Origin of the sequence: Rhizobium sp. UGM030330-04, assembly GCF_003208455.1 — a bacterium.
GTDB lineage: Bacteria > Pseudomonadota > Alphaproteobacteria > Rhizobiales > Rhizobiaceae > Agrobacterium > Agrobacterium rhizogenes_A.
In genome coordinates, this window is sequence record NZ_QKML01000003.1 from 204,358 (window position 1) to 230,578 (window position 26,221).

At 59.6% G+C, this 26,221-nt stretch carries 28 protein-coding genes; 14 read left to right on the plus strand and 14 right to left on the minus strand.

Features of this window, described 5'->3' with window-relative positions; genetic code table 11:
• Nucleotides 1-47 precede the first annotated feature (47 nt).
• Nucleotides 48-554 carry a DinB family protein gene (locus N434_RS06100; RefSeq protein ID WP_110756678.1) on the plus strand — a complete coding sequence of 169 codons (507 nt, stop codon included), beginning with the start codon at nucleotides 48-50 and terminating at the stop codon, nucleotides 552-554.
• Between the two features lie 60 nt (nucleotides 555-614).
• Here N434_RS06100 and leuC read toward each other — a convergent pair whose 3' ends face one another.
• The gene (gene leuC / locus N434_RS06105; protein WP_065114326.1) at nucleotides 615-2,024 is read right to left on the minus strand and encodes a 3-isopropylmalate dehydratase large subunit; all 1,410 of its coding nucleotides are present in this window, start codon (nucleotides 2,022-2,024) and stop codon (nucleotides 615-617) included.
• A 425-nt stretch (nucleotides 2,025-2,449) separates the two neighbouring features.
• On the opposite strand from leuC, the gene N434_RS06115 reads away from it, so the two are divergent.
• Nucleotides 2,450-3,727 carry an MFS transporter gene (locus N434_RS06115; protein ID WP_110756679.1) on the plus strand — a complete coding sequence of 426 codons (1,278 nt, stop codon included), beginning with the start codon at nucleotides 2,450-2,452 and terminating at the stop codon, nucleotides 3,725-3,727.
• Between the two features lie 45 nt (nucleotides 3,728-3,772).
• On the opposite strand, the gene N434_RS06120 is transcribed toward N434_RS06115, so the two are convergent.
• From N434_RS06120 to rplS, 3 genes are all read right to left on the minus strand, one after another.
• Nucleotides 3,773-4,606, minus strand: a complete 834-nt coding sequence (locus N434_RS06120; RefSeq protein WP_110756681.1) for an amino acid ABC transporter permease — start codon at nucleotides 4,604-4,606, stop codon at nucleotides 3,773-3,775.
• Complete coding sequence (locus N434_RS06125; RefSeq protein WP_065114323.1) at nucleotides 4,603-5,400, minus strand: transporter substrate-binding domain-containing protein; 798 nt, start codon at nucleotides 5,398-5,400, stop codon at nucleotides 4,603-4,605. Before N434_RS06125 ends, N434_RS06120 begins: the two co-directional genes overlap by 4 nt.
• Nucleotides 5,401-5,524: 124 nt before the next feature.
• Nucleotides 5,525-6,064 carry a 50S ribosomal protein L19 gene (rplS, locus tag N434_RS06130; protein WP_059759847.1) on the minus strand — a complete coding sequence of 180 codons (540 nt, stop codon included), beginning with the start codon at nucleotides 6,062-6,064 and terminating at the stop codon, nucleotides 5,525-5,527.
• A gap of 265 nt (nucleotides 6,065-6,329) precedes the next feature.
• Here rplS and N434_RS06135 point away from each other — a divergent pair, with 265 nt between their 5' ends.
• Nucleotides 6,330-7,076 carry a sulfite exporter TauE/SafE family protein gene (locus N434_RS06135; protein ID WP_065114322.1) on the plus strand — a complete coding sequence of 249 codons (747 nt, stop codon included), beginning with the start codon at nucleotides 6,330-6,332 and terminating at the stop codon, nucleotides 7,074-7,076.
• On the opposite strand, the gene trmD is transcribed toward N434_RS06135, so the two are convergent.
• From trmD to ffh, 5 genes are all read right to left on the minus strand, one after another.
• The gene (gene trmD, locus N434_RS06140) at nucleotides 7,058-7,756 is read right to left on the minus strand and encodes a tRNA (guanosine(37)-N1)-methyltransferase TrmD (protein WP_110756683.1); all 699 of its coding nucleotides are present in this window, start codon (nucleotides 7,754-7,756) and stop codon (nucleotides 7,058-7,060) included. The genes N434_RS06135 and trmD overlap by 19 nt on opposite strands.
• Before the next feature lie 3 nt (nucleotides 7,757-7,759).
• The gene (gene rimM, locus N434_RS06145) at nucleotides 7,760-8,326 is read right to left on the minus strand and encodes a ribosome maturation factor RimM (RefSeq protein ID WP_065114320.1); all 567 of its coding nucleotides are present in this window, start codon (nucleotides 8,324-8,326) and stop codon (nucleotides 7,760-7,762) included.
• A 120-nt stretch (nucleotides 8,327-8,446) separates the two neighbouring features.
• Nucleotides 8,447-8,824: a 30S ribosomal protein S16 gene (gene rpsP, locus N434_RS06150; RefSeq protein ID WP_003520510.1), complete on the minus strand. Its 378-nt coding sequence runs from the start codon at nucleotides 8,822-8,824 to the stop codon at nucleotides 8,447-8,449.
• A gap of 33 nt (nucleotides 8,825-8,857) precedes the next feature.
• On the minus strand, nucleotides 8,858-9,175 hold the full coding sequence (locus tag N434_RS06155; protein ID WP_065114319.1) for a chorismate mutase: 318 nt from the start codon (nucleotides 9,173-9,175) through the stop codon (nucleotides 8,858-8,860).
• An 11-nt stretch (nucleotides 9,176-9,186) separates the two neighbouring features.
• Nucleotides 9,187-10,758, minus strand: coding sequence for a signal recognition particle protein (gene ffh, locus N434_RS06160; RefSeq protein WP_110756685.1), 1,572 nt, complete (start codon nucleotides 10,756-10,758; stop codon nucleotides 9,187-9,189).
• Between the two features lie 326 nt (nucleotides 10,759-11,084).
• On the opposite strand from ffh, the gene N434_RS06170 reads away from it, so the two are divergent.
• The 7 genes from N434_RS06170 to N434_RS06200 all read left to right on the plus strand — a co-directional run bounded on the left by N434_RS06170 (nucleotide 11,085) and on the right by N434_RS06200 (nucleotide 18,451).
• Entirely contained in the window at nucleotides 11,085-12,155 is a 1,071-nt protein-coding gene (locus N434_RS06170; protein WP_110756854.1) for an MBL fold metallo-hydrolase, read from the plus strand.
• A gap of 122 nt (nucleotides 12,156-12,277) precedes the next feature.
• Complete coding sequence (dapF, locus tag N434_RS06175; protein ID WP_110756856.1) at nucleotides 12,278-13,177, plus strand: diaminopimelate epimerase; 900 nt, start codon at nucleotides 12,278-12,280, stop codon at nucleotides 13,175-13,177.
• The gene (gene mtaB / locus N434_RS06180; protein WP_110756687.1) at nucleotides 13,174-14,448 is read left to right on the plus strand and encodes a tRNA (N(6)-L-threonylcarbamoyladenosine(37)-C(2))-methylthiotransferase MtaB; all 1,275 of its coding nucleotides are present in this window, start codon (nucleotides 13,174-13,176) and stop codon (nucleotides 14,446-14,448) included. The genes dapF and mtaB overlap by 4 nt, the downstream gene beginning before the upstream one ends.
• 32 nt (nucleotides 14,449-14,480) lie before the next feature.
• Complete coding sequence (gene ftsY / locus N434_RS06185) at nucleotides 14,481-15,908, plus strand: signal recognition particle-docking protein FtsY (protein ID WP_110756689.1); 1,428 nt, start codon at nucleotides 14,481-14,483, stop codon at nucleotides 15,906-15,908.
• Between the two features lie 2 nt (nucleotides 15,909-15,910).
• Nucleotides 15,911-16,561 carry a septation protein A gene (locus tag N434_RS06190; RefSeq protein ID WP_110756691.1) on the plus strand — a complete coding sequence of 217 codons (651 nt, stop codon included), beginning with the start codon at nucleotides 15,911-15,913 and terminating at the stop codon, nucleotides 16,559-16,561.
• On the plus strand, nucleotides 16,558-17,148 hold the full coding sequence (locus tag N434_RS06195; protein ID WP_110756693.1) for a DUF2585 domain-containing protein: 591 nt from the start codon (nucleotides 16,558-16,560) through the stop codon (nucleotides 17,146-17,148). Before N434_RS06190 ends, N434_RS06195 begins: the two co-directional genes overlap by 4 nt.
• Before the next feature lie 121 nt (nucleotides 17,149-17,269).
• A complete protein-coding gene (locus tag N434_RS06200) occupies nucleotides 17,270-18,451 on the plus strand; it encodes a GGDEF domain-containing protein (RefSeq protein ID WP_181423891.1) in 1,182 nt (393 codons plus the stop codon).
• 18 nt (nucleotides 18,452-18,469) lie between these two features.
• Here N434_RS06200 and N434_RS06205 read toward each other — a convergent pair whose 3' ends face one another.
• The 5 genes from N434_RS06205 to ccmA form a co-directional block, all read right to left on the minus strand.
• A complete protein-coding gene (locus N434_RS06205; RefSeq protein ID WP_065114312.1) occupies nucleotides 18,470-19,075 on the minus strand; it encodes a DsbE family thiol:disulfide interchange protein in 606 nt (201 codons plus the stop codon).
• Complete coding sequence (gene ccmD / locus N434_RS06210) at nucleotides 19,072-19,245, minus strand: heme exporter protein CcmD (protein WP_065114311.1); 174 nt, start codon at nucleotides 19,243-19,245, stop codon at nucleotides 19,072-19,074. Before ccmD ends, N434_RS06205 begins: the two co-directional genes overlap by 4 nt.
• 4 nt (nucleotides 19,246-19,249) lie before the next feature.
• On the minus strand, nucleotides 19,250-20,011 hold the full coding sequence (locus N434_RS06215; RefSeq protein ID WP_065114310.1) for a heme ABC transporter permease: 762 nt from the start codon (nucleotides 20,009-20,011) through the stop codon (nucleotides 19,250-19,252).
• Between the two features lie 74 nt (nucleotides 20,012-20,085).
• A complete protein-coding gene (ccmB, locus tag N434_RS06220) occupies nucleotides 20,086-20,745 on the minus strand; it encodes a heme exporter protein CcmB (RefSeq protein ID WP_110756695.1) in 660 nt (219 codons plus the stop codon).
• Nucleotides 20,746-20,789: 44 nt separating this feature from the next.
• A complete protein-coding gene (gene ccmA, locus N434_RS06225) occupies nucleotides 20,790-21,431 on the minus strand; it encodes a heme ABC exporter ATP-binding protein CcmA (protein ID WP_110756697.1) in 642 nt (213 codons plus the stop codon).
• On the opposite strand from ccmA, the gene N434_RS25720 reads away from it, so the two are divergent.
• The 4 genes from N434_RS25720 (at nucleotide 21,376) to N434_RS06240 (ending at nucleotide 26,127) form a co-directional block, all read left to right on the plus strand.
• A complete protein-coding gene (locus N434_RS25720) occupies nucleotides 21,376-21,639 on the plus strand; it encodes a hypothetical protein (RefSeq protein ID WP_162540188.1) in 264 nt (87 codons plus the stop codon). The two genes, ccmA and N434_RS25720, sit on opposite strands and share 56 nt — an antisense overlap.
• 65 nt (nucleotides 21,640-21,704) lie before the next feature.
• Entirely contained in the window at nucleotides 21,705-24,398 is a 2,694-nt protein-coding gene (gene acnA, locus N434_RS06230; RefSeq protein ID WP_110756699.1) for an aconitate hydratase AcnA, read from the plus strand.
• Nucleotides 24,399-24,593: 195 nt separating this feature from the next.
• Nucleotides 24,594-25,334, plus strand: a complete 741-nt coding sequence (locus N434_RS06235) for a DUF1223 domain-containing protein (protein ID WP_065114306.1) — start codon at nucleotides 24,594-24,596, stop codon at nucleotides 25,332-25,334.
• 400 nt (nucleotides 25,335-25,734) lie between these two features.
• The gene (locus tag N434_RS06240) at nucleotides 25,735-26,127 is read left to right on the plus strand and encodes a DUF2794 domain-containing protein (protein WP_065114305.1); all 393 of its coding nucleotides are present in this window, start codon (nucleotides 25,735-25,737) and stop codon (nucleotides 26,125-26,127) included.
• Nucleotides 26,128-26,221: the final 94 nt, after the last annotated feature.

Here is a 26,221-nt window from a genome sequence, read left to right on the forward strand (position 1 = left end):
AAATATAAACATAGTGCTCACATTTTTCAGATGTAAAGGATATTGTCATGAGGGATTTGCTCAGGAGCCTGCTCGGCTATCACCAATGGGCGAACAGGGATTTATTCGAGAAGCTCAAACACCTCGATCCCGTGCAGAACGCGTCCATACGGCACACGGCACTTCGGCTGGTCAATCACTACTACGTCGTCGCGAGGATTTTTTCGGGTCATCTCACCGGAACGGCGCACGGTTTTCTCTCTGATAATACCGAGGCAACCCCGCAGCTGGATGATCTTGCGAAGGATGTTGCCGCTCTCGATCGCTGGTATCTCGATTATATCGAGAAAACATCACCCGAATCGCTTGGCGAATTTGTCGCCTTCACCTTTACGGATGGTGACAAGGGTTACATGTCCCGTGCCGAGATGATCTCGCACATGGTCCTGCATGCCGGCATTCACAGAGGGGAGGTTGCTCGTATCTTGAGTCAGCTCTCCATCACGCCGCCCTGGGATACTTTTGCCGTGTTCCTGCACGGCACGCAGCCGCAACGGCGTTTGCAGGGGGTATAATAAAAGCCACCCGCCCCTGCGTGGGACGGGTGGCTTTGCTGAAAAGATGGCCTCAGGGTTTTATTGCCATTCGCGAACGTCGACGAAGTGACCGGCGATTGCCGCCGCCGCCGCCATTGCGGGGGAGACGAGGTGGGTGCGGCTCTTGTAGCCCTGACGGCCCTCGAAATTGCGATTCGAGGTGGAGGCGCAGCGTTCGCCGGGCTTCAGGCGGTCGTCATTCATGGCAAGGCACATGGAGCAGCCCGGTTCGCGCCATTCGAAACCGGCGTCGAGGAAAATCTTGTCCAGACCTTCCTTTTCCGCCTGTTCCTTCACGAGGCCGGAGCCGGGCACGATCATGGCCGAAACGGTGGAGGCCACCTTGCGGCCATCGACGATCTTCGCCGCCGCGCGCAAATCCTCGATGCGGCCGTTGGTGCAGGAGCCGATGAAGACGCGGTCAATGGCGATATCGGTGATGCGTGTGCCGGGCTTCAGGCCCATATAGTCAAGCGCACGCCACTTGGAGGCGCGCTTGTTTTCCTCCTCGATATCATCGGGATTGGGAACAATGCCTTCGACGGAGGTCACGTCTTCCGGAGACGAGCCCCAGGAGACGATGGGGGGCAGGTTGGCTGCATCGAGAATGACAACCTTGTCGTAATGGGCGCCCTCGTCGGATTTCAGCGTTTTCCAGTAGGCGATGGCCTGTTCCAGCGTTTCGCCCTTCGGTGAGCGCGGCTTGTCCTTGATGTAATCGAAGGTGGTCTCATCAGGCGCGATCAGACCGGCGCGGGCGCCGCCCTCGATGGTCATGTTGCAGACCGTCATGCGGCCTTCCATGGAAAGCGACCGGATCGCCTCGCCGGCAAATTCGATCACGTGGCCGGTGCCGCCCGCCGTGCCGATCTCGCCAATAATGGCGAGGATGATGTCTTTTGCGGTGACGCCATCAGGAATTTTGCCGTCGACACGCACCAGCATGTTCTTGGCCTTTTTCTGGATCAGTGTCTGGGTGGCCAGAACATGCTCCACTTCCGAAGTGCCGATACCGTGTGCGAGCGCACCGAAAGCGCCATGGGTGGAGGTGTGGCTGTCGCCGCAGACGATCGTCATGCCCGGCAGGGTGAAGCCCTGTTCGGGGCCGACGATATGGACGATGCCCTGGCGCTTGTCGCGCTCGGAATAATATTCGACGCCGAAATCCTTGGCGTTCTGCGCAAGCGCTTCCACCTGAATGCGGCTTTCCTCGTTCTTGATGCCTTCCAGCCGGTCGGCGGTGGTCGGAACGTTATGGTCGACCACGGCGAGCGTGCGGGTCGGCGAATGCACGGGGCGACCGGCCATGCGCAGCCCTTCGAAGGCCTGCGGGCTCGTCACCTCATGGACGAGGTGACGGTCGATGTAGAGAAGACAGGTTCCGTCCGGGTCTCGATTGACGACATGGTCGTCCCAGATTTTATCATACAAAGTGCGGGGTGCGCTCATGGCTCTATGCCTTGTCATGGAAAAGGATAATCAGGGTTCAATAAGGCGGTGGACAGCGGGTGCTGTCAGGCGAGCCTAAGTCGGCTGGTGAGCGCCCCGGAAACGCGCGCAAAGAACCGTGCCGGCAGACGCTTGTGGTCCTGCAGCACATAAACATTCTGCGCGAGACATCCGAATTTAGATCCCATGGCAGCTTTCATAGCAGATCGCCGGTTTTACGGCAATATGAATGCGTACCGCCGGGAAGCCGACGGTTCGGCATTTTCTATATGCACCGCATCATGGCCGAAGGCCCGTTACGGCCCCGCCTCGTGGCGGTTCCCAATGGTTATGATGCAGTGCAACTTGCGTATTTTGCGATGCACATATAGATGGGTCCCCTTATCATTTGCATTTCGACGAGCAATCGAAGGGAGGGAAAGCATATGGTATCCGAAAAGGCCCTTATCTCGAAGATCACCTGGCGGCTGATGCCGTTTCTTGGCCTTCTTTATCTCATCGCCTATATCGACCGCCAGAATGTCAGCTATGCCAAGCTGCAGATGGTCGATGCGCTGAGCCTTAGCGAATATGCCTACGGTCTTGGCGCCTCGCTGTTCTTCATCGGCTACTTCATCTTCGAAGTGCCGAGCAATCTGTTCCTCAACCGTTTCGGCGCCAGCAAATGGTTCGCCCGCATTCTGGTTTCCTGGGGCGCTGTTACCATCGCGCTTGCCTACACGCAGAACGCCACGATGTTTTACATCCTGCGCTTCCTGCTCGGGCTTTGCGAAGCGGGCTTCTTCCCCGGTGTATTGTTCCTGATGACGCTCTGGTTCCCGCGCGATTATCGCGGCCGCATGATCGGCCTGTTCATGATTTTCAGCGCGCTTGCCAATGCCATCGGCGCGCCGCTCGGCGGCATGCTGCTCGATCTCGATGGTTTCCTCGGTTATGCCGGCTGGGAATGGGTGTTCCTGGCAACGGGTATTCCCGCCGTCATCGCCGGTATCGTCACCTTCTTTTATCTGGATGATACGCCCGAAAAGGCGAAATTCCTGACACAGGACGAGAAGGACTGGCTGAAGAACCGTCTGGCTGAAGAAAACAAGGGCATGGAAGAACATGCGGAAGACGGCTTCAAGGCGCTGATCAATCCGCGTGTCCTGTTCATGGCGCTTTGCTATGTCGGTTTTCCGCTGGCCGCCTATGGTCTCAGCTACTGGCTTCCGACGATCGTGAAGAGCTTCGGCGTTTCCAACACCGCCAATGGCTTCATCAACATCATCCCCTGGGTGATCGTGGCTATTGCCCTGTTCGTCGTGCCTTTGGCCGCCGACAAGGCAAAGAACAAGACGCCCTATATCGTCGGCCCCGCCTTCGTGGGCGCCTTCTGCCTGCTGATGTCGGCGCTGCTCAGCGATCCCGTTCTGCAGTTCGCCTTCCTGTGCGTTGCCGCCGCCGGCATCTTTGCCGGCCAGCCGGTGTTCTGGAGCCTGCCCGGCCGCTTCCTCAAGGGAGCGGGTGCGGCCGCAGGTATTGCCGCCATCAACTCCGTCGGCAATCTGGGTGGTTTCGTGGCGCAGAATGTGGTGCCATGGATCAAGGATCAGACCGGCAGCACCATTGCGCCGATGTTCTTCCTTGCCTTCTGCCTTGCGCTTGCGGGCGTGCTGGTCATCATCGCCACCCGCAGGATGGGCAATCCGGCCGGGGCCGCTTGACCTTTACCAATCCGACAGCCGGTTCCGCCGGCTGTCGTCCTTTCCTTATCCGCGTTTTGAGCGCATCGCCTTCTCGATCCGCCGCAGCATCAGCGACAGACCAATGGTCAGGATCAGGTAGATATAGGCGACGATGGAATAGGTTTCGAAAAACCGGAAAGAACCGGCCGCATAGACTTTCCCCATCTGGGTAATGTCGGTGACACCAAGCACCGAGACGAGCGAACTGTCTTTCACCATGGCAACGAAATCGTTGGAAAGCGGCGGAAAGATCGTCCGGATCGCCTGTGGCAGGATGATGAGCCTGAAACGTCGGTAGCGGCTGAAACCCAGTGCCTTCGCCGCCTCGATCTGCCCCTCCGGAACGGCCTGTATGCCGGCGCGAAAGATTTCCGCGATGAAGGCGGCATAACCGATCGTCAGCGCGATGATCGCCCTCCATGTCAGCGATACGTCGCGAACCATCAGCGGTTCCAGCCAGCCATTGGCGGCAAGCGGCAAAGTCAGCCAATTGTAGAACGCCACCAGCGCCGGTGTGCCGACGAAGGCGACGTAAAACAATAGGACGATGACCGGTATGCCGCGAACGACCTCGACATAAAATCGCGCCACCTGCCGCAAAACGACATTGTCGGACATGCCGATTAGCGCAATAGCCAGACCGAACAGCGCGGCCAGCGCGAAAGCGGTCAGGGTTACGGAAATAGTGATGCCGATACCCTTGGCGACGGTGCTGAAAACCTGGGCGTAGATGCCGTTGACGGCGATTACCAGTGCAAGGGCGATGCCGATCAAGATGATCGCCGCCAGCCACCAAGGGAAGTCCTCATTCCCACCGCCCGATGCGGACCGTCGCGGAGGAGCGCCGTGTAGCGTCATTCGCCGAGCTTGTAGTCGAGGAACCATTTCTTATCGAGGGCGGTAAACGTTCCGTCCGCCTTCAGTGCCGCAATTGCGGCATTGACCGGGGCAACCAGATCGGAGCCCTTCTTGAAGATGAAGCCGAAATCATCTCCGCCCAATGGCTCGCCGATCAGTTTCAGCGTGCCGTTCGAGGCATCGACATAACCCTTGCCGGCAACGCCGTCGGTCAGCACCAGATCGACATCGCCGGTCTTCAATGCCTGGACGCTGGCGCCGAAGGTTTCCATCAGTCGCAGGCGCGGGTTCTGTTCATTACCATCGAGAACATCGTAAACGGCAGTGTAGAAGGGCGTCGTGCCGGCCTGTGCGCCGACCAGGCCTTTCTCGAAGGCGGCGAAACTCTTCGCATCCGTGAAGCGGGTCTCGTCGGCCCGTACCAGCATGAACATCTCCGAGCGCATATAGGGTGCGGAGAAATCCACCTTCTCCTTGCGGTCGTCCTTGATGCTGATGCCGGTCATGCCGATGTCGTATTGGCCGGCCGACACGGCCTGAATCATCGCATCCCAGGAGATGTTCTGATATTCCAGCTTGAAATTCAGCCTTCGCGCGATTTCTTTCATCGCGTCATATTCCCAGCCGATGGCCTCGCCGGATTTGGGGTCGATGAATTGCAGCGGCGGATAGGCGTTTTCCGTAACCACAACGACGGTTCTTCCCTTCAGGTCCGGCAGATCGGCGGCGCTGGCAAAAGCGGGCGCCATGGCCAGGGCGGCAAAGGCGGCGAGAAGCGGACGTCTGGCGATCATGGAGGCCTCCGGAAACGATTTTCCTGAAAATGCACGCTTGCCGGGGTGAGGGCAAGTCATGTCGGCACAACAAAAAAGGCGGTCCGAAGACCGCCTTTCCCGTAAATCCATTGAAATGGAAATCTTATTCCGCTGTGGCTTCCGCAGCCTTTGCTGCTTCTTCCGCTGCCTTGGCTTCTGCGGCTTCGGCTGCTGCCTTCTCGGCGGCGAGAGCCTGTGCTGCTGCTACCTTTTCGGCTTCCAGACGTGCCTTTTCGTCGGCCAGTGCCTGACGCTCGGACTCGTTCAGCTTGCGCGCGCGCGTACCGGTGTTTTCAACGATACGGGCAGCCTTGCCGCGACGGTCGCGCAGGTAGTAGAGCTTTGCGCGGCGAACCTTACCGCGGCGAACGACTTCAACGCCTTCGACCAGCGGGGAGTAGATCGGGAATACACGCTCGACGCCTTCGCCGTAGGAGATCTTGCGAACGGTGAAGCTTTCGGAAAGGCCACCGCCGGAACGGGCGATGCAAACGCCTTCGTAAGCCTGAACGCGGGTACGGTTACCTTCCGTCACGCGAACGTTGACGCGCAGGGTGTCGCCCGGAGAAAACTCGGGCAGGGTGCGCTTTGCTTCGATCTTGGCGGCCTGTTCGGCTTCCAGCTGCTGAATGATATTGGTCATGTTAACCTCTGATTTCTTCTGAAACAGCCAGAGCGCTCAACGTTTCGTCTGTCGGTCAATGCCTTCAGACCATGCCTTTCGGCAGGAGCGGGTTCGCCATTCTTTGCTTTCGGTTGGGATATTTCCCATTTCCACGCGGGCACATACACGAGGATGCGCCGTTTGTCATCCCTTTCATGACAATATTTTATCAATTACGCGCCGCGTTCCGGCAGTTGCGAAGCGGCGCGCTGGCGGATATGGCATGGGAACCTTGGGAGGGGCCATGTCCATATTCATTATTCTCATGCTGTTTGTCACCGGCTTTCTGTCGGGTGTCGTCAATGCGATCGCCGGTGGCGGCACTTTCCTGACCTTCGGAGCGATGACGCTGGCTGGCCTGCCACCCATTGTCGCCAACGCCACGTCGGCCATCGTGCAGTTTCCGGGTTATATCACCTCCGTCATCGCCTACGGGCCGGAAATCCGCGCCCATTGGCGCGAGGCGATCCTTCTGTCGGGCGTTTCAATCGTCGGCGGGCTGGCCGGATCGCTTCTGCTTTTGTCGCTCGACAATCCCTCCTTCCGCCAGCTCGTGCCGTGGCTGCTTCTCGCTGCAACCGCCGTTTTCGCTGCCGGCCCGTGGCTGCGGCCGAAAGCGAGCGCCGAACGTTCGCCCGGCAATCTGCAGAGCCTTGTCTTTCAGGGTCTCGCTTCCGTCTATGGCGGGTTTTTCGGTGCCGGCATGGGCATCATGATGCTGGCCATCCTCGGAATAACCTCGGGCGGCAGCTATCATCATCTGAATGCGCTGAAGAACCTCTTGTCCGTCGTGATCGCCGTCATCGCAATCACGATCTTCGTCGGCGGCGGTGTCGTTTCCTGGTGGGCGGCGCTCATCATGTTCCCTGCGGCCGCACTTGGCGGTTATGCGGGCGTGCACACGGCACGGCGGGTGCCACAGTGGATCATCCGCTGGCTGGTGATCGCCGTCGGGCTGGTGCTGACGGCCTATTATTTCGTTTCGGCCTGAGCCTTTACCAGAAGGTCCGGGCGTCTTTCCTGCGTCAGTTTCAGCGCCTGTTCATGACGCCACCTGTCGATGACGGCGTGGTTGCCGGAGGTGAGGACGGCGGGAATATCGCGGCCTTCCCAGATCTGCGGGCGGGTATAGTGCGGATGTTCCAGCAACCCGCCCTCGAAGCTCTCATGCACGCCGGAAAGATCGTTGCCCATGACGCCCGGCAGGATGCGGACGACGGCGTCAAGAAGCGTCAGCGCCGCCGGCTCACCGCCGGAGAGAATGTAATCGCCAATCGACACTTCCTCCAGCCCGCGTGCCTCGATGACGCGCTGGTCGACACCTTCGAAACGGCCGCAGACGATGATCGCGCCTTCCCCGGCTGCGAGTTCACGCACACGGTTCTGCGATAGCGGTTTGCCGCGTGGGCTCATAAGGAGACGAGGCCGCGTATCGCCATCCGAAACATGGTCGATGGCCGCAGCCAGAACATCGGGTTTCAGGACCATGCCAGCGCCGCCGCCTGCCGGCGTGTCATCGACGCTTCGGTGCCTGTCGGTGGCGAATTCGCGGATCTGCACAGCCTCCAGCGACCATTGCCCCCGCTCCAGCGCCTTGCCGGCCAGCGAATATTGGAGATGCCCCGGAAACATTTCCGGGTAGAGCGTCAGCACGGTCGTCTTGAAGGTCATGGATTATTTCTTGCCGAACGGCGATACGCCGGTTTCGTCCTTGTCGTCGGGATTGTCGATCAAGCCGGCGGCCATCGGATCGATGAGAATGCGCCCGGCTTCCAGATCGATCTCAAGCACGGCCGCCTCCGAAAAGGGGATAAGGGCGGGACGACGGCCGGCACCTTTCAGTTCCAGCAGATCGCCGGCGCCGAAATCATAGACGGCGCTGACGGCACCGTAGCTCTTGCCCTCGGCGTCAACGGCTTCCAGCCCCTCCAGATCGGCATAATAAAACTCGTCATCGTCAAGCTCGTCATCCGGCAGATTGTCGCGTTCGATGAAGAGTTCCAGCCCGTTCAGGCTCTCGGCCGCATTGCGGTCATTGATGCCCCGGAAACGGACGACGACGACATTCTTGCCTTCGCGCAATTCCAGAATTTCGAAGACCCGGCCATCGGCAGTGACAAGATTGCCATAGTCGCCGAGCGCCAGGGGATCGCCCGTATAGGTGCTGACACGGACTTCGCCGCGCAGGCCCTGCGCGCCGCCGATTTTTGCCATGAGTACCGGGTTTTCCAGCTTTGCCATCGGGCCGTCCGTCTTCTGGTGTTGGTTGCGTCAGCTTTAAGGTTTGTTGACGCCAAAATAAACAAAAAACGGGCGGCATGGAAAACCACGCCACCCGTTCCTCAAAAGTTTCCGTGCAGATTATTCTGCAGCAGAGGCTTCCGCAGCAGCAGCGGCTGCATCTTCAGCCTTCTGCTTCTTTTCAGCGATACGCTCGAGAGCGCGCTTGCCCGGCTTTGCCTTTTCCGGGTTGCTGCGAGCGGCGCGCTCGGCAAGGCCGGCTTCGGCGAGGAAGCGCAGAACGCGGTCGGTCGGCTGTGCGCCCTTGGCGATCCATTCCTTGATGAGGTCAGCCTTCAGCTCAACGCGCTGCGGGTTGTCCTTGCCGAGCATCGGGTTCCAGGAACCGACCTTCTCGAGGAAACGGCCGTCGCGGGGCGAACGGGCGTCTGCAACGACGATCTGGTAATACGGGCGCTTCTTGGAACCACCGCGTGCGAGACGAATTTTAAGTGCCATGTCATTTACTCCTTAGGATGGCTTGTCCGCCGTTCAGGCGGTCTTTTCGTTACCGCCATGTTCGGCGGCGATTGCTTCATGATGCCGGATGACTTCCTTGATGATGAAGTTCAGGAACTTCTCGGCGAAATCCGGGTCCAGATTGGCGTCCTTCGCCAGACGGCGAAGGCGTTCGATCTGGTATTCCTCGCGCGCCGGGTCGGCCGGCGGCAAATTGTACTTTGCCTTCAGCACGCCCACCGCCTTGGTACAGCGGAAACGTTCGGCAAGAATGTGAACCAGTGCGGCATCGATATTGTCGATCGACTGGCGATATTCGGAAAGCTGGGCTTTCACCTCTGCATTGTTCACTGGTGTCCCCCTCACTTCTTTTTCGGAAAGCCGGGCAGGCCCGGCATGCCGCCGAGACCCGGCAGCTTGGCTCCACCGAGACCCGGCAAACCACCTGGCATGCCACCAAGACCGGGCATGGCGCCCGGCTTGCCGAGACCGGCGGCTTCCGCCTGCTTCTGGAGCGCCTCAAGCTGCTTCGGATCGATGTTCGACAGATCGGGCATGCCGCCGCCCATCATGCCACCGAGCCCCATCTTGCCGGCAAGGCCGCCCATCATCTGCTTCATGATGCCGCCTCTGCCCTTGCCGCCCATGGCCTTCATCATGTCGGCCATGCCGCGATGCATTTTCAGGAGCTTGTTGATTTCGGCGGCATCCGTGCCGGAGCCGGCGGCGATGCGCTTCTTGCGGCTGTGTTTCAGAATATCGGGATTGGCACGCTCGGCCTTGGTCATAGACGAGATGATGGCGATCTGGCGGTCGAACATCTTGTCGTTCATACCGGCCGAAGCCATCTTGTCCTTCATGCCGGCCATGCCGGGCATCAGCCCCATGATGCCGCCCATGCCGCCCATCTTCTTCATCTGGCCAAGCTGATCGGCGAGATCGTTGAGGTCGAACTTGCCCTTGGCCATCTTCTCGGCCATGGCGCGGGCTTTTTCCGCATCGATGTTTTCGGCGGCCTTTTCGACCAGCGAAACGATGTCGCCCATGCCGAGAATACGGTCGGCGATACGGCGCGGATGGAACTCGTCGAGTTCGTTCATGCGCTCGCCGATACCGATCAGCTTGATCGGCTTGCCGGTGACGGCACGCATGGACAGCGCCGCACCGCCGCGCCCATCGCCATCCATACGAGTGAGCACGAGGCCGGTGATGCCGACGCGCTCATCGAAATTGCGCGCCAGATTGACGGCGTCCTGACCGGTCAGCGAATCCGCGACCAGCAGGATTTCATGCGGGTTGGACTTCTTCTTGATGTCGGCCATTTCCAGCATCAAGGGTTCGTCGATATGGGTGCGGCCGGCGGTATCGAGGATCACGACGTCATGGCCGCCAAGCTTTGCCGCCTGCACCGCGCGTGCGGCGATATCGGTCGGCGACTGGCCGGCGATGACCGGCAGCGTGTCGACGCCCGTCTGGACGCCCAGCTGGCGAAGCTGTTCCTGTGCGGCCGGACGACGCGTGTCGAGAGATGCCATCAGCACCTTCTTCTTCTCGCGGTCGGTCAGGCGCTTGGCGATCTTGCCGGTGGTCGTGGTCTTGCCCGAGCCCTGCAGACCCACCATCATGATGACGACGGGGGCGGGGGCGTTGAGGTCGATGGAGACGCCTTCGGTGCCGAGCATTTCGACAAGCTCGTCATGCACGATCTTGACGACCATCTGGCCAGGCTTGATGGACTTCAGGACGGCGGCACCAACGGCCTTTTCACGCACCCTGTCGGTGAAGGAGCGCACGACTTCCAGCGCAACGTCCGCTTCCAGGAGCGCACGGCGAACCTCGCGCAGGGCGGCAGCAACATCGGCTTCCGTCAGCGCGCCACGGCCGGTCAGTCCATTCAGAATGGAACCAAGGCGGTCCTGGAGGTTTTCAAACATCGTTTCTTCCTTCTTCGTTCCGGGGTTTCCGAAACGTCGGTGCTTTTGCTGGCAAAAACAAGACGCAAAGCCAAAAAGCACCCGAGGGCGCATCGCGCTGTCGGGTGTTGACCTCCGGGATCTCTTTATACCTTTGCGGGTCCCGGTCGGCGGCTTGGAGTCATGAAACTGCCAGCTGATGGGCGGGATAAACAGGAAAGTGCGGGAAAAGTCAAGGCGATGCCGGTTTGCGGCCGGCAAAGCCTGCATTTCATCTTTGCGTGATTGGCCGCAAGCCGCGATTGGTGGCGCTTGAACGGCGCCATTCCGCTTCCTATACCTTTGTCATGAAACGTCGAAACTTCTTTCGTTTTTCCGCACTTGGTCTGCTCGCTCTGGCGGGCGGCGGCCTCTATGCCCGCCGTTCGAACGCTAGCGCTTATTATAGCGGCCCGATCTCCGATCATTTCGACGGGGTGCGTTTCTTCAATCCCGGCGGTTCACCGCCCGGCAATTTCATGGGTCTTTTGAAGTGGCGCTTCAATGGCGAGCGCGCCACATGGCCGGAAAGTTATCCGAGCCCTTTTCCCTTTGCAAAACCGGAAGCCCGGATCGAAGGCAGGGATATGCGCGTCACCTTCGTCGGCCATGCTTCCTTCCTTATCCAGACGGCTGGTCTGAATATTCTCATCGATCCGGTGTGGTCGCAGCGCACCAGCCCGTTCAGCTTTGCGGGTCCCAAGCGGGTCAATCCGCCCGGCATCCGTTTTGAGGAGCTGCCGCCCATCGATCTGGTTCTGGTGACGCACAATCACTACGACCATCTGGACATGGAGACGCTGAAGCGCCTGCATGTGGCGCACAAGCCGCTTTTCATCACGCCGCTCGGCAATGATGCCATCATCCGCACCGGTGTCGAGGCCGCGCGTATCAAGGTGGGCGACTGGGGCGATGTGGTGGAGACAGGTCCGGTGAAAATTCATTTCGAACCGTGCCACCATTGGTCGGCCCGTGGTCTTAACGACAGGCGTATGGCGCTCTGGGCCGCCTTCGTCATCGAAACACCGGGCGGTAAAATCTACCATATAGGCGATACCGGCTTCCACGAGGGTCTCAACTACCACGCCGCACGCAAGAAGCACGGTGATTTCCGCCTCGCCAACCTGCCTTTCGGTGCTTACGAACCGCGCTGGTTCATGAAGGGCCAGCACCAGAACCCGGCGGAAGCCGTGGAGGGCATGAGGCTTTGCGGCGCGGCGCATGTCTGTGGCCATCACTGGGGCACGGTGCAGCTCACCGATGAGGCGGTGGATGCGCCGCTTGCGGCACTCAAGGTCGCCTTGACCGAGCAGGGAGTGGACGAGAGCCGTTTCCGGCCGATGCGCCCCGGCGAGGTTTTCGACGTGCCTCCCGCCTGAGCCGCTGCCCCGTTTGCGTCGCAACAGTCTGGTAATTTGCCGGCCTTTCCGCCATATAGGGCGAAAGCGCGGGATAAATCCCGTGTGCAATCCAATTTCAGATGGTTTTCAGGTTCAAGGCGATGGCGGATACGGTCGAATTTGCGAAGATGAACGGGCTTGGCAACAAGATCCTCGTTATCGACATGCGCGGCCGCAAGGATATGGTCACGCCGGAAGCCGCGATTGCGCTGAACGCCGATGCTGCCACACAGTTCGACCAGATCATGGCTATCCACGATCCGCGTGTCAGTGGCACGGATGCCTTTATCGACATCCTCAATTGCGATGGCACGAAGGCGCAGGCCTGCGGCAATGGTACGCGCTGCGTGGTGCAGGCGCTGTCTTCCGAAACCGGCAAGACCAGCTTCACCTTCCAGACGGTGGCCGGCATTCTGAATGCCGTCGAGCATGAAGACGGCATGATATCGGTCGATATGGGCCTGCCGCGTTTCCGCTGGAGCGATATTCCGCTTTCGGAGGAATTCCACGATACCAGCCGCATCGAATTACAGATCGGGCCGATCGATGCGCCGATCCTGCATTCGCCCGCCGTCATGTCCATGGGCAACCCGCATGCGATTTTCTGGGTGGACCGCGATCCGATGGAGTTCGATCTCGAACGTTTCGGCCCGCTTCTCGAAAATCACCCGATGTTTCCGGAAAAAGCCAATATCACACTGGCGCAGGTGATTTCCGACAGCGCGCTGCGCACCCGCACCTGGGAACGCGGCGCCGGGCTGACGCTCGCCTGCGGTTCTGCCGCCTGCGCTTCAGCCGTTTCCGCCGCCCGCACGGGGCGTACAGGCCGGAAGGTCACGATCGATGTCGCCTCCAGCCCCATCCGTGTGCCGCTGACCATCGAATGGCGCGAGGATAATCACGTCATCATGACCGGCCCGGCCGAATGGGAATGGTCCGGTTCCGTCGATCCCGTCAACGGCGCCTGGGCGCGCGATGTGGTCGAGCGGGGGGCCGTATGAGCGGCGTCGAGGTCATAACCTTCGGCTGTCGTCTCAACACCTATGAATCGGAAGTGATGCGGGCGGAGGCCGAAAAGGCCGGGCTCAACAATGCCGTGCTGGTCAATACCTGCGCCGTGACGGGCGAGGCGGTGCGTCAGGCACGTCAGGCCATCCGCCGGGCGCGGCGCGACAATCCGCATGCGCGCATCATCGTTACCGGCTGCGCCGCCCAGACCGAGAAACAGACCTTTGCCGAAATGCCCGAGGTGGATGCGGTGCTGGGCAATGAGGAAAAGCTGAAAGGCACTTCCTACCGTGCGCTGCCGGATTTTGGCGTCTCGGCGGAAGAAAAGCTGCGCGTCAACGACATCATGAGCATCAAGGCCACCGCGCCGCAGATGGTCAAGCACATTGACGGGCATGTGCGCGCCTTCATTCAGGTGCAGAATGGCTGCGATCATCGCTGCACCTTCTGCATCATTCCCTATGGGCGCGGTAATTCCCGCTCGGTGCCTATGGGTGCGGTGGTGGACCAGGCGCGCAGACTGACGGAAAGCGGTTATTGCGAGATCGTGCTGACCGGAGTGGATGCGACCAGCTATGGTGCTGATCTGCCGGGTGAACCCTCCCTCGGTTATCTCGCCAAGACTTTGCTGAAGCAGGTGCCGGACATTCTGCGCCTGCGCCTTTCCTCGATCGACAGTATCGAGGCCGACCACCATCTGATGGATCTGATTGCCGATGAGCCGCGTTTCATGCCGCATCTGCATCTCTCTCTCCAGCATGGTGACGACATGATCCTGAAACGCATGAAACGCCGCCATTCACGGGCCGATGCCATTCGTTTCTGTCGCGACGTGCGGTCGCTTCGGCCGGATATCGCCTTCGGGGCGGATATGATCGCTGGTTTCCCGACCGAGACGGAAGAGATGTTCGAAAATGCCGCCACACTTGCGGAAGAATGCGGCATTTCCAGCCTGCATGTCTTTCCCTACAGCCCGCGTGCCGGCACGCCTGCGGCCCGCATGCCGCAGCTCGACCGGGTACTGGTGAAGGAGCGGGCGGCAAGGCTCCGTGCTCGCGGCGAGGCTCTGAGGCTCACGCATCTGCAAGGTATGGTCGGTTCGGTGCAGACGATCCTCGTGGAAAACAACGGTTTTGCCCATACGAACAATTTCACGCTGGTGGAGGCGCCTGATCTTCTCCCGCGCACTCTTGCGCAGGTTGCGATTACCGGCCACAACGGCAAACATCTGAACATGAAGCTTCTGGCGGCGGACGCGGCCTGAGGCGGCACAAGAGAAAAGACACGGGAACGACCATGGCCCTCGGCTTCATCAAAAAAGTCTTTTCGTTCGGCAAGGACAAGGCGGAAACGGACGAGCGGCCGCAAGAGGACGCCGCGCCCGAGCGTGGCAATGAAAACGCCTCCTTCGAAGCGGCACTGAGCGAGGCCGAAGCGCATAACCCTGTCGATGAGGACCCCGTTTCCGAACTGGAGATGGAGACAGCGGGCGGACCGGCGCCGGATGAGACGTTGGATGCGGTCCTTTCCGAAGAAGACGACGAAGAGGACGCACCGCTTCTGCCCGGTGCCGAGCTTTCCGGCGACATGGGTGTGGTGCCGCTGTCGCTGCTGCAGGCGGAAGCCGCTGCCGAAGAGCAGGCCGAGCCTTTGCCGGAAGCCGTGCTCGATGCTGATGCGATGGATGCGCTGCTCGATGAAGCGGAGTCGGCAGATGCAGCCGAGCTCCCTGTCGTGCCGCAGGCTTTGCCGAAGGGCTTTTCATCAGCAAGCGAGCGTGAAGAGCCTGTCGCCGAAGCACCGCAACCGAAGCTCAGCTGGTTTCAGCGCCTGCGGGCCGGGCTCGCCCGCACGTCGTCGCAGCTGACCACGCAGATTTCGGCGCTTTTCACCAAGCGCAAGCTGGACGAGGACACGCTTGATGAGCTGGAAGATCTTCTCATCCAGTCCGACCTCGGCGTCGAGACCGCCATGCGCATCACCGGCGCCCTGTCTTCGGAACGTTATGGCAAGGATGTGAGCGGCGAGGATGTGGCGCGCATCATGGCGGGCGAGATCACCAAGGTCCTGAAGCCTGTGGCCAAGCCGCTGGAGCTTGATCTTTCGCACAAGCCGCATGTCATTCTCGTCGTCGGCGTGAACGGTACCGGCAAGACGACGACCATCGGCAAGCTTGCTGCCAAGCTCTCGGGCTCGGGCCTCAAGGTGATGCTGGCGGCGGGCGATACGTTCCGCGCCGCGGCGATCGAGCAGCTCAAGATCTGGGCCGATCGCACCGGTTCGCAATTCATCGGCACCAAGCTCGGTGCGGATGCCTCGGGTCTGGCTTATGACGCCTATGAGCAGGCGCGGGCGCAGAAAAGCGACGTTCTCATCATCGATACGGCCGGCCGTCTGCAGAACAAGACGGAACTGATGGCGGAGCTGGAAAAGATCGTGCGCGTGCTCGGCAAGCTCGATCCAGATGCGCCGCACACCGTGTTGCAGACGCTGGATGCGACGACGGGGCAGAACGCCATGAACCAGGTGGAAATATTCCGCAATGTCGCGGGGGTTTCGGGCCTGATTATGACAAAATTGGATGGCACGGCGCGGGGCGGTATCCTCGTCGCCATCGCTGCCAAACACAAGCTGCCGGTCTATTTCATCGGTGTGGGTGAAGGTGTGGATGATCTGGAGCCCTTCGAGGCGGAAGATTTCGCCAAGGCCATTGCGGGAGTTTGAGTATGGATATCGAAAGCAATTCCAAGGAAAGCGAAAAGATGGTGGCGGAAATCAGCCCGCTCCTGAAGTTCGTGCTCGAGCTTGGTCCGCTCATGGTGTTCTTCTTCGCCAATTCCCGCGGCGAATGGCTGGCCTCCACCTTCCCCGTGCTGACGGAGTTCGGCGGACCGATCTTCATTGCCACCGGCCTGTTCATGATCGCGACGGCTGTTGCACTGTCCGTTTCATGGGTGCTGACGCGCAAACTGCCGATCATGCCGCTGATATCAGGCATCGTGGTTTTCGTGTTCGGCGCGCTGACGCTGTGGCTGCAGAACGACACCTTCATCAAGATGAAGCCGACCATCGTCAACACGCTGTTTGGTGTCATTCTGCTGGGCGGCCTGTTCTTCGGGCAGTCGCTGCTCGGTTATGTCTTCAATTCGGCCTTCAAGCTGACGGATGAGGGCTGGCGCAAGCTGACGCTGCGCTGGGGCGTGTTTTTTCTCTTTCTTGCGGTGCTGAACGAGGTGGTGTGGCGCATGTTCACCACCGACACCTGGGTTGCCTTCAAGGTGTGGGGCACGATGCCGATCACCATCATCTTCACCATGGCGCAGATGCCGCTTGTCATGCGCCATTCGCTCGAACCGCTCAACAAGGACGAAAAATGACAGTTGCGGAGATGTCGGCTTCCCGTTCGCTCAAATGGTTCGGCCTGGCCGCCGGGCTGCTTCTCCTGCAGATTGCCATCCTTTATGCCATGGGCCGTATTCCGATCTGTGAATGCGGTTATGTGAAGCTGTTCGAGCCGGGCGTGAACACGCCGGGCAATTCCCAGCATCTGGCCGACTGGTATACGCCTTCGCATATCATTCACGGTTTCCTGTTCTACTGGTTCGCCTGGCTGCTGTTCCGCAACAAGCCGCTTTCCATGCGCCTTTCTCTCGCGGTTCTGGTGGAGGCGGCATGGGAAATCCTTGAAAACTCGCCCCTTATCATCGATCGTTACCGCACCGCGACCATGGCGCTGGGTTATACCGGCGACAGCATCCTGAACTCGGCGATGGATACGGTTTTCATGGTGCTGGGTTTCCTCTTCGCCGCCCGCGTGCCGGTGTGGCTGACGGTCTTGATCGCCATCTTCTTTGAAATCTTCACCGGCTGGCTGATCCGCGATAATCTGACGCTGAACGTGGTGATGCTGGTCTGGCCCGTGGAAGCGATCAAGGAATGGCAGAACGCGCTCCCGCAAATGTGAACGGGTTCGTGGGGATTCCGGCCCGAAAGGCGCGAAAACCGCGCAATATATGCAGGTTTTCTTAATGGCATTGCGGTAACGTCCGGCTTCAAAGGCTTGTCTCTCCCTCCGGCAGAACCCATTGCAAGATAACTTCGCCTATCTTCTCCCCTTCATCATGCTGACCTTTGGTGTGGTGTTCCTGTTCCTGCAGAGGATCGGTCACGCTTCGGCGCGCTACTGGGGTATCGGATATCTTTCGGCGGCTTTCGGTTTTGCAACGCCGCTCGTGCTTGGCGGCCTGCCCTTCGAGATCCAGGCGATCCTTTCGAACCTGCTGTTCTTCTCCGCCTTCTTCCTCTACGGCCATGCGCTGCTCACCCATTTCCAGCGGCCGCTTTATACCACGGTTCGGCTATCGGCCGTGGTTGTCGCGGTGGTGCTGGTCGCATTCCATGTCTTCGTCACGCCGGATCTGAAGCGCGAACTCGTCATCGGTGATCTTGTCTGCGCGCTGCTGCTTGCTTTTCCGGTCTGGCTCGTGCGCAAGCGGCCCGTCGCACTCGCCGACAGGCTGATGGTGTTGATTGCATCGCTCGTTGTGCTGGAGACACTGGTGCGTATCGTCATGCTGCTCGTGATGACGCCGACTGGCTCGATGATCGAGTTGAGTGAATTCTTCGAGTCGGATTACGCCTTCTATATGCAGCTTGCGGCGAGCATATTCGGCTTCCTGCTCGCGCTGTCTGTGCTTGCGAGCCAGATTTCCGTTACCGTTGACCGTCACATGCACGCGGCGGAACATGATCCGCTGACGGATGTGCTGAACCGCCGCGGCTTCGACCGGCGCGTTCCCGATTTCCGCAACGATACACCCGAAGGTGCGATCATTGCCTGTGACATAGACCATTTCAAACACATCAATGATGTGTATGGCCATGCCGCCGGAGATATCGTGCTCATCGGCCTTTCCGACCTCCTCAGGAGAAACGCGCCGGAAGATGCGCTGGTGGCACGTTTCGGCGGTGAGGAATTCGTGGTGTTCGTGCCCGGCCAGACGGCTGCGGAAGCCGGCCAGCTTGCCAGCCGCATGCGTCTCGACCTTTCATCGCTCGATTGGCGCAATCGGGGTGTCAGCAGCCAGATCACGGCGAGCTTCGGTGTCTCGGCTGTTGCAAGGGGCGATCATTCCATCCACGATGCCATCAAACGGGCTGATGACAGTCTCTATGCCGCAAAGCGAGGCGGGCGCGATCAGGTGGTGCTGGAAGGTATACGTCTGCCTGCCGAAGGTCCTTCGCTCAGGGTCATTACCAAGGCGTGACGCCCTTGCGGTTTGACCTTACTTCCCGGCTGCGGCGGTGATGGCCGGCAGCAGGTCACGCTCGACACTGCGGGCATCGAAAGGACCGACCTTTTTGTAAAGGATCGTGCCATCGGCACCGACCAGATAACTTTCGGGAATGCCATAGACGCCCCAGTCGATTGCCGCCTTGCCGTTCGGATCGACGCCTATCGCGGCAAAGGGATTGCCGAGCTCGCCGAGGAAGCGAAGCGCATTGTCCTGCTTGTCCTTGTAGTTGATGCCGACGACGGTGATACGGCTGTCCTTGGCCAGTTCCTGAAGCAGCGGGTGTTCCTGCCGGCAGGGAATGCACCAGGAGGCGAAGACGTTCACCAGCGTCAGCTTGCCCTTGATGGCGGCATCGGTGAGCGCCGGCAGGTTCGAGCCTTCCAGCGGCGGCAGCGACAGCGACGGTGCCTTGGTGCCGATAAGCGCTGACGGGATGGCGCTGATGTCCAGCCCGTTCACATCCTGATCATAAAGCATCTTGCCGGCGACAAGGGCAAAGCCGCCAAAAAGCAGAAGCGGCAGCAGGGCCAGCGCATAACGGGCGCGGCCAGTCGTCTTGGTTTTGGAATCCTGATTCTGGCTGGCCTGCGTCATTGCCCGTCACCTGCTGAACCGGCTCTTGCCCTGCGGCGCACGCCGGATGCCTCCAGCTGCTTCAGTTCCCGTTTGCGCGCCTGACCGTCCACGACGACCCAGGCGATGAGACAGAGAACGACAAGCCCGGTCGCCGCATAGGACATGCCGATATAAAAGGCGTGTGTCATCACCTCAGCCCTCCCGGTTGGCCATGCGCGCGGCAAGCCGCCGTTGCGCGGCCACGCGCCGGCGCCAGATTTCATTGCGCATGGCGGCGATATGCAAGGTGAAGAACAGCAGCGTGAAGCCGATGGCCATGGTCAGAAGCGGCCAGAGAAATTCCGCATCGATGGCGGAGCCGCCCATGCGGATGACACTTGCCGGCTGGTGCAGCGTGTTCCACCATTCGACCGAAAACTTGATGATGGGAATGTTCACGAAACCGACGAGGATCAGCACGGCGCTGACACGGGCGGCTCTGGAGGGATCGTCCATGGCGCGATTGAGCGCGATGAGCCCCAGATACATCAGGAAAAGCACAAAGACGGAGGTCAGCCGTGCATCCCACACCCACCAGGTTCCCCACATGGGTTTGCCCCAGAGCGAGCCGGTGATGAGCGCAATCAGCGTAAAGGCGGCGCCGATCGGGGCAGCGGCCTTGTGGCTGACATCCGCCAGCGGATGACGCCAGACGAGGGTTCCGATGGCCGAGACCGCCATGACCGAATAGCACATCATTGCCAGCCAGGCGGAGGGGACATGCACATACATGATGCGCACGGTATAACCCTGCTGGTAATCGCCTTCGGTGGTGAAGGAGAGATAAAGACCAGCGGCCAGCACCAGCGCCGTGAGCGCAGCGAGCCAGGGCAGAATGCGTGCCGCCAGCGCCAGAAACCGCGTGGGATTGGCGAGATCACTGAATTTGGTGATGGTGAAGGTCTGCTCGTTCATGCCGTTTGTGTAACCCGAGAATGGCCGCCCCGCAATTGATCCCTGTCAACAGGCGATCGTCTGGCGTGGTTTCATCAATCCATAACATTGCGCAGTGCCAAAGCGGCAAAGAAAGGGCCGGTCACGGCTGAAAATAACGTGATCGCGCAGAGAATGAGGAAAGGCGGCATAAAGGGCGCCGGGTCCTGCACCGCCGCATAGGAGGCGCTGACGCCGAAGATCAGGACGGGAATGGCAAGCGGCAGCACGAGGATGGAGACCAGAAGGCCGCCACGCGGCAACGCGACGGCCACCGCCGCACCCACCGCACCGATGAAGGTGATGGCCGGCGAGCCGACGAGAAGGGTAAGCATCACGGCGCCGATTGCCACCTCGTCCATATTCATGAACAGCCCGAGCAGTGGCGAGGCCAAAACCAGCGGCAGGCCGGTCGCCACCCAATGCGCCAGGCATTTGACGAACACCGTCAGCACCAGCGGGGTTTCCTGCATGAGAATGAGATCCAGCGAACCGTCATCCCGCTCGGCCTGAAACAGCCGGTCAAGGCCGAGAAGGGCGGACAGAAGCGCGCCGATCCAGACGATGGCGGGGCCGATGCGGGCGAGCAGGTTGAGATCCGGGCCGACACCGAAGGGGATGACGGCAACAACGGTCATGAAGAACAGCACGCCGATCAAGGCACCGCCGCCGGCACGGATGGAGAGTTTGATATCGCGCAGGAGGAGGGCGGTCATTGGGGTTGCTCCGCGTCTGGGGGTAAGCCGCACGCGCAAACCGTTCATGCCCAAGCCTCCACACCCGCAAAGCCCGTCATCCGCAATTCCCGTGCATTCTCCAGCCCCAAAGGCTGATGGGTCGCAGCCAGAACGATGCCACCTTTCCCAAGGTGGCTCTTGACGAGATCGGTAAACATGGCGTCCGCCGCCCTGTCGAGAGCAGCCGTCGGTTCGTCGAGAATCCATACCGGCCGCCAGGCGATCAGAAGTTTCGCCATGGCAAAACGCCGTTGCTGGCCGGCGGAGAGATAACCGAAAGGCAGGTGGGCAATGCCGGAGAGACCGACGATCTCCGCCGCCTCATCAATTGCCACGCCCGCGCCGCCGGAGAAATCACCGAGGAAGTCCTTCCAGAATTCGAGATTTTCAGCAACGGTCAGCTCCGTTTTCATCGCATTGCGGTGGCCGAGATAATGACAGGCTTCCGAGGGTCGCATGCCCTCCTCTATCTCTTCGCCGGCTATCTTTATCCGTCCCTGTTCGGGCCGCAGCAGGCCGGCCACCGTGCGCAGAAGAGTCGATTTGCCCGAACCGTTTCGACCGGTCAGCACCAGCGCCTCGCCGTCACTTAACTTGAAGGAAATATTCATGAATATGAAATCTTCACCGCGCCGAACGCCGAGATTTTCCGCCGTCAAATCCATGCTGCGGTTCCGTTTAAGATTTTCATCGTCTCGATTACAAAAAATATCGATTTGGGTCCCTGATGGTCTGGCACGTTTCTCCGAAATTATCTATATGGGTGTCAACCACGCCAGCGGCCGGCGTGAACATCATCTTGCGCCGGACTTGACGATTGCGAGGAGCAATTTTCACGTGCGGACAGCGGAAATGGTCGCACCCGCATCCTGATGTGCATGAGTGCATAGGTGTCCGCACGCACGTGTTGGCTATCAGAGTAAGCGGGGTTTTTATCCATGCCCAAATCACTCGACAGTTTCAAATGTCGTTCCGTCCTTACCGTGGATGGTAAGGATTATGTCTATTTCAGCCTTCCCAAGGCGGAAGCCAATGGCCTCAAGGGCGTTTCCAAGCTGCCCTATTCCATGAAGGTTCTCCTGGAAAACCTGCTGCGTTTCGAGGACGGCCAGTCCGTCACCAAGGAGCACATTCTGGCCGTTTCCGAATGGCTGAACAACAAGGGCCTGACCGAAACCGAAATCGCCTACCGCCCCGCCCGCGTTCTCATGCAGGACTTTACCGGCGTTCCCGCCGTGGTTGACCTTGCCGCCATGCGTGATGGCATCAAGGCTCTCGGTGGCGATCCGGAAAAGATCAATCCGCTCGTTCCCGTCGATCTCGTCATCGACCACTCGGTCATCGTCGATGAATTCGGCACGCCGAGCGCCTTTGCCCGCAACGTCGAGCTTGAATATGAGCGCAATGGCGAGCGTTACCGCTTCCTCAAGTGGGGCCAGCAGGCGTTCAAGAATTTCCGCGTCGTTCCGCCCGGCACCGGCATCTGTCACCAGGTCAACCTCGAATATCTCGGCCAGACCGTCTGGACGAAGGAAGAGGATGGCGAAACGATTGCCTATCCGGATACCTGCGTCGGCACGGACAGCCACACGACCATGATCAATGGTCTCGGCGTTCTCGGCTGGGGCGTCGGCGGTATCGAGGCTGAAGCGGCCATGCTGGGCCAGCCGGTCTCCATGCTCCTGCCCGAGGTCATCGGCTTCAAGCTGACCGGCAAGGTGAAGGAAGGTGTGACCGCGACCGACCTCGTGCTGACCGTGGTGCAGATGCTGCGCAAAAAGGGCGTCGTTTCCAAATTCGTCGAATTCTTCGGCCCCGGCCTCGATTCGATGTCTCTGGCCGACCGCGCGACCATCGGCAATATGGGTCCGGAATATGGCGCGACCTGCGGCTTCTTCCCGGTTGACGGCGAAACCATCAACTACCTGACCATGTCCGGCCGTGCCAAGGACCGCATCGCGCTCGTCGAAGCCTATTCGAAGGCGCAGGACATGTGGCGTACCGGCGACGGTTCCGACCTCGTCTTCACCGACACGCTGGAACTCGACCTCGGCGATGTCGTACCGTCGATGGCCGGCCCGAAGCGTCCGGAAGGCCGCCTGCCGCTCGAAACCATCGCGCCGAATTTCGCGACGGCTCTTGAAAACGACTATAAGAAGTTAGGCCAGCTTTCGAACCGCTATGCGGTGGAAGGCGAAGAGTTCGATCTCGGTCATGGCGACGTGGCGATTGCCGCCATCACCTCCTGCACCAACACTTCCAACCCCTCGGTTCTCATCGCGGCCGGCCTTCTTGCCCGCAACGCGGTTGCCAAGGGGCTGAAGTCCAAGCCATGGGTGAAGACGTCGCTCGCGCCGGGATCGCAGGTCGTTGCCGAATATCTCGACAAGTCCGGCTTGCAGAAGGATCTCGACGCCATCGGCTTCAACCTCGTCGGCTTCGGCTGCACGACCTGCATCGGTAACTCCGGTCCGCTGCCGCCTGCGATTTCCAAGACGATCAACGACAAGGGCCTGATCACATCGGGTGTTCTCTCGGGCAACCGCAACTTCGAAGGCCGTATCTCGCCTGATGTTCAGGCGAACTATCTGGCATCGCCGCCGCTCGTCGTGGCCTATGCCCTTGCCGGCACGGTCCAGAAGGACCTGACGAAGGAGCCGATCGGCGACGACCAGAACGGCAACCCGGTCTATCTCAAGGATATCTGGCCGACCTCGAAGGAAATCCAGGAATTCATCCTGAAATACGTCACCCGCGAACTCTATGAAACGAAATATGCGGATGTGTTCAAGGGTGACGCGAACTGGCAGGCTGTTCAGGTTCCTCCGGGTCAGACCTATGCCTGGGACGACCAGTCGACCTACGTCCAGAACCCGCCCTACTTCGTCGGCATGGGCAAGACCGGTTCGGGCCTGAAGAACATCAAGGGCGCGCGCGTTCTTGGTCTCTTCGGCGACAAGATCACCACCGACCATATTTCTCCGGCCGGTTCGATCAAGGCGGCTTCGCCTGCGGGCGCCTATCTGACGGAACATGGCGTTGCCGTGGCCGACTTCAACCAGTACGGCACGCGTCGTGGCAACCATGAAGTGATGATGCGCGGCACCTTCGCCAATATCCGCATCCGCAACCACATGCTTGGCCCGAACGGCAAGGAAGGTGGCTACACCATCCACTATCCGTCCAAGGAAGAGATGTCGATCTATGACGCCGCCATGAAATACAAGGCGGAGGGCGTTCCGCTCGTCATCTTCGCCGGTGTCGAATATGGTAACGGCTCGTCCCGCGACTGGGCGGCGAAGGGCACGAACCTGCTCGGCGTCAAGGCCGTGATTGCGCAGTCTTTCGAGCGTATCCACCGTTCGAATCTCGTCGGCATGGGCGTCGTTCCCTTCGTCTTCGAGGAGGGCACGACCTGGGCGAGCCTCGATCTCAAGGGTGACGAAGTCGTCGAGATCGACGGTCTCGAAGGCGAAATCAAGCCGCGTGAAAAGAAGATCGCCAAGATCACCTACAGCGATGGTTCGGTGAAGGAAGTTCCGCTTCTGTGCCGCATCGATACGCTGGACGAAGTGATCTACATGAACAATGGCGGCATTCTGCAGACTGTTCTTCGCGATCTGGCCGCTTGATAAAACTCTGGATCAATAAGACGCCGGGAGAAATTCCGGCGTCTTTCCCCGTTTCAGAAACTATAGTTTTGTGATTGCCGCTCACCCCTTCGTGACTTTCTATTGAAGGGCAATAGACGTTATTTTCCGGTTTGCATCCCGGCAGGATTGATCGCATCAATTCGTCTGGATATCTTCCGGACAAAGGTTTTCGTAATGCCGCTGAAATTTCCCCTGTCGATATGTCTTCTCGGCACGTTTCTCGTCACCTCCGCGCAGGCGCAGGAGGCTGTGAAGGGCGTTGTCGAATTGTTCACATCGCAGGGATGCGCATCCTGCCCGCCGGCGGACGAGGCGCTGCGCAAGATGATCCAGAAGGGCGATGTCGTCGGCCTTTCCTACCATGTCGACTACTGGAACTATCTTGGCTGGACCGATTCGCTGGCCTCGAAGGAAAATACCGACCGGCAATATGGTTACATGCGGGCGCTGGGCCGCAATGGGGTCTATACGCCGCAGGCCATTCTCAACGGCCGCGACCATGTCAAGGGTGCGGATGTTCGCGGCATCTATGACAGGCTCGATGCCTTCAAGCGCGAAGGCCAGGGGTTGAACGTGCCGGTCTCGTCAAAATTTGCCGGCGACGAGGTCGAGATTGATATCGGTGCCGGCAGCGGCAAGGCCGATGTCGTCGTTGCCTATTTCACGCGTGAACAGACGGTGGATGTGCAGAAGGGCGAGAACCAGGGGAAAAAAATGTCCTACTGGCACAGCGTCTACGACGTACAGACTGTCGGCATGTGGGATGGTTCGCCGATGACGGTGAAGCTTCCCGCGAGCGTCGTGGCAAAGGTGAAAAAGGGCGGCTGCGCCGTGCTTTTGCAGACGGCCAATGCCAGTGGTGATCCGGCGGCAATCGTCGGCGCAAGTATTTTGCTGGGAAATGAAAAGCCATAATCGCCAACCTGGCGATTGAAGATCCGGTCCGGGCATTGGGGGCTGGGGGTAAAGGGTCAATGCACCGGACCGGGTCATCTTGGTGCCTAGGCATCAATTGACAATAGGACTATTCCACCCAATTCAGGCCATGGTTTGACCGAAATACGGCAAGCCCTGCGAAAGTGGCTGCCTAAATGGTTACCATTTTTTACCCCTGCTTTTGTTGCGGGCAGTGCTTTTCCGCGAAATTGCGACGATCCTTTCCCTGTCACGGGCTTTCCGGTTTTATAGCCGACCAAGATTTTTCAGAGTCTTCCCCCATCGTCCTGCGCGTTGCCCAAAGACCTCGCAAGGCTTGCAATTTCGCCGTCTCAGGCTCACATTGGTTGGGTGATTTGGGTGGAATCGGAGGTATTGGATGACCGATCAACCGGATGTGCAGCAGGTGCAAACCGCTTCACGCGACAATTCCACCGTTATCGATCTCCGCGAATATAAAAAGAACAAGGACCCTTTGCCGGTCACCTTTCACCGCCGCGAGCTGGATGCGATCCTGCGCATCTATGGTCGGATGGTGGGAGAGGGGGAATGGCGCGACTACGCCATTGACCATTTGAAGGACAAGGCGGTGTTTTCGGTCTTCAAACGTTCGGGTGAAATGCCGCTGTACAGGATTGAGAAGAACCCCAGGCTGGCGGCGAAACAGGGGGCTTATTGTGTGGTGAATACGGATGGCCGTATTCTCAAACGCGGCCATGAGCTGCCGCAGGTTCTCAAGGTTTTTGACAAGGTCCTGAAACTCATCGAATAGGCTTCAGAACCGATGGCCGCCTGCCGGATAGGACGGGCGGGTGAGCCATCGTCAGCTATGACCGTTCCCAAATAAAAAGGCGGCCGAAGGGCCG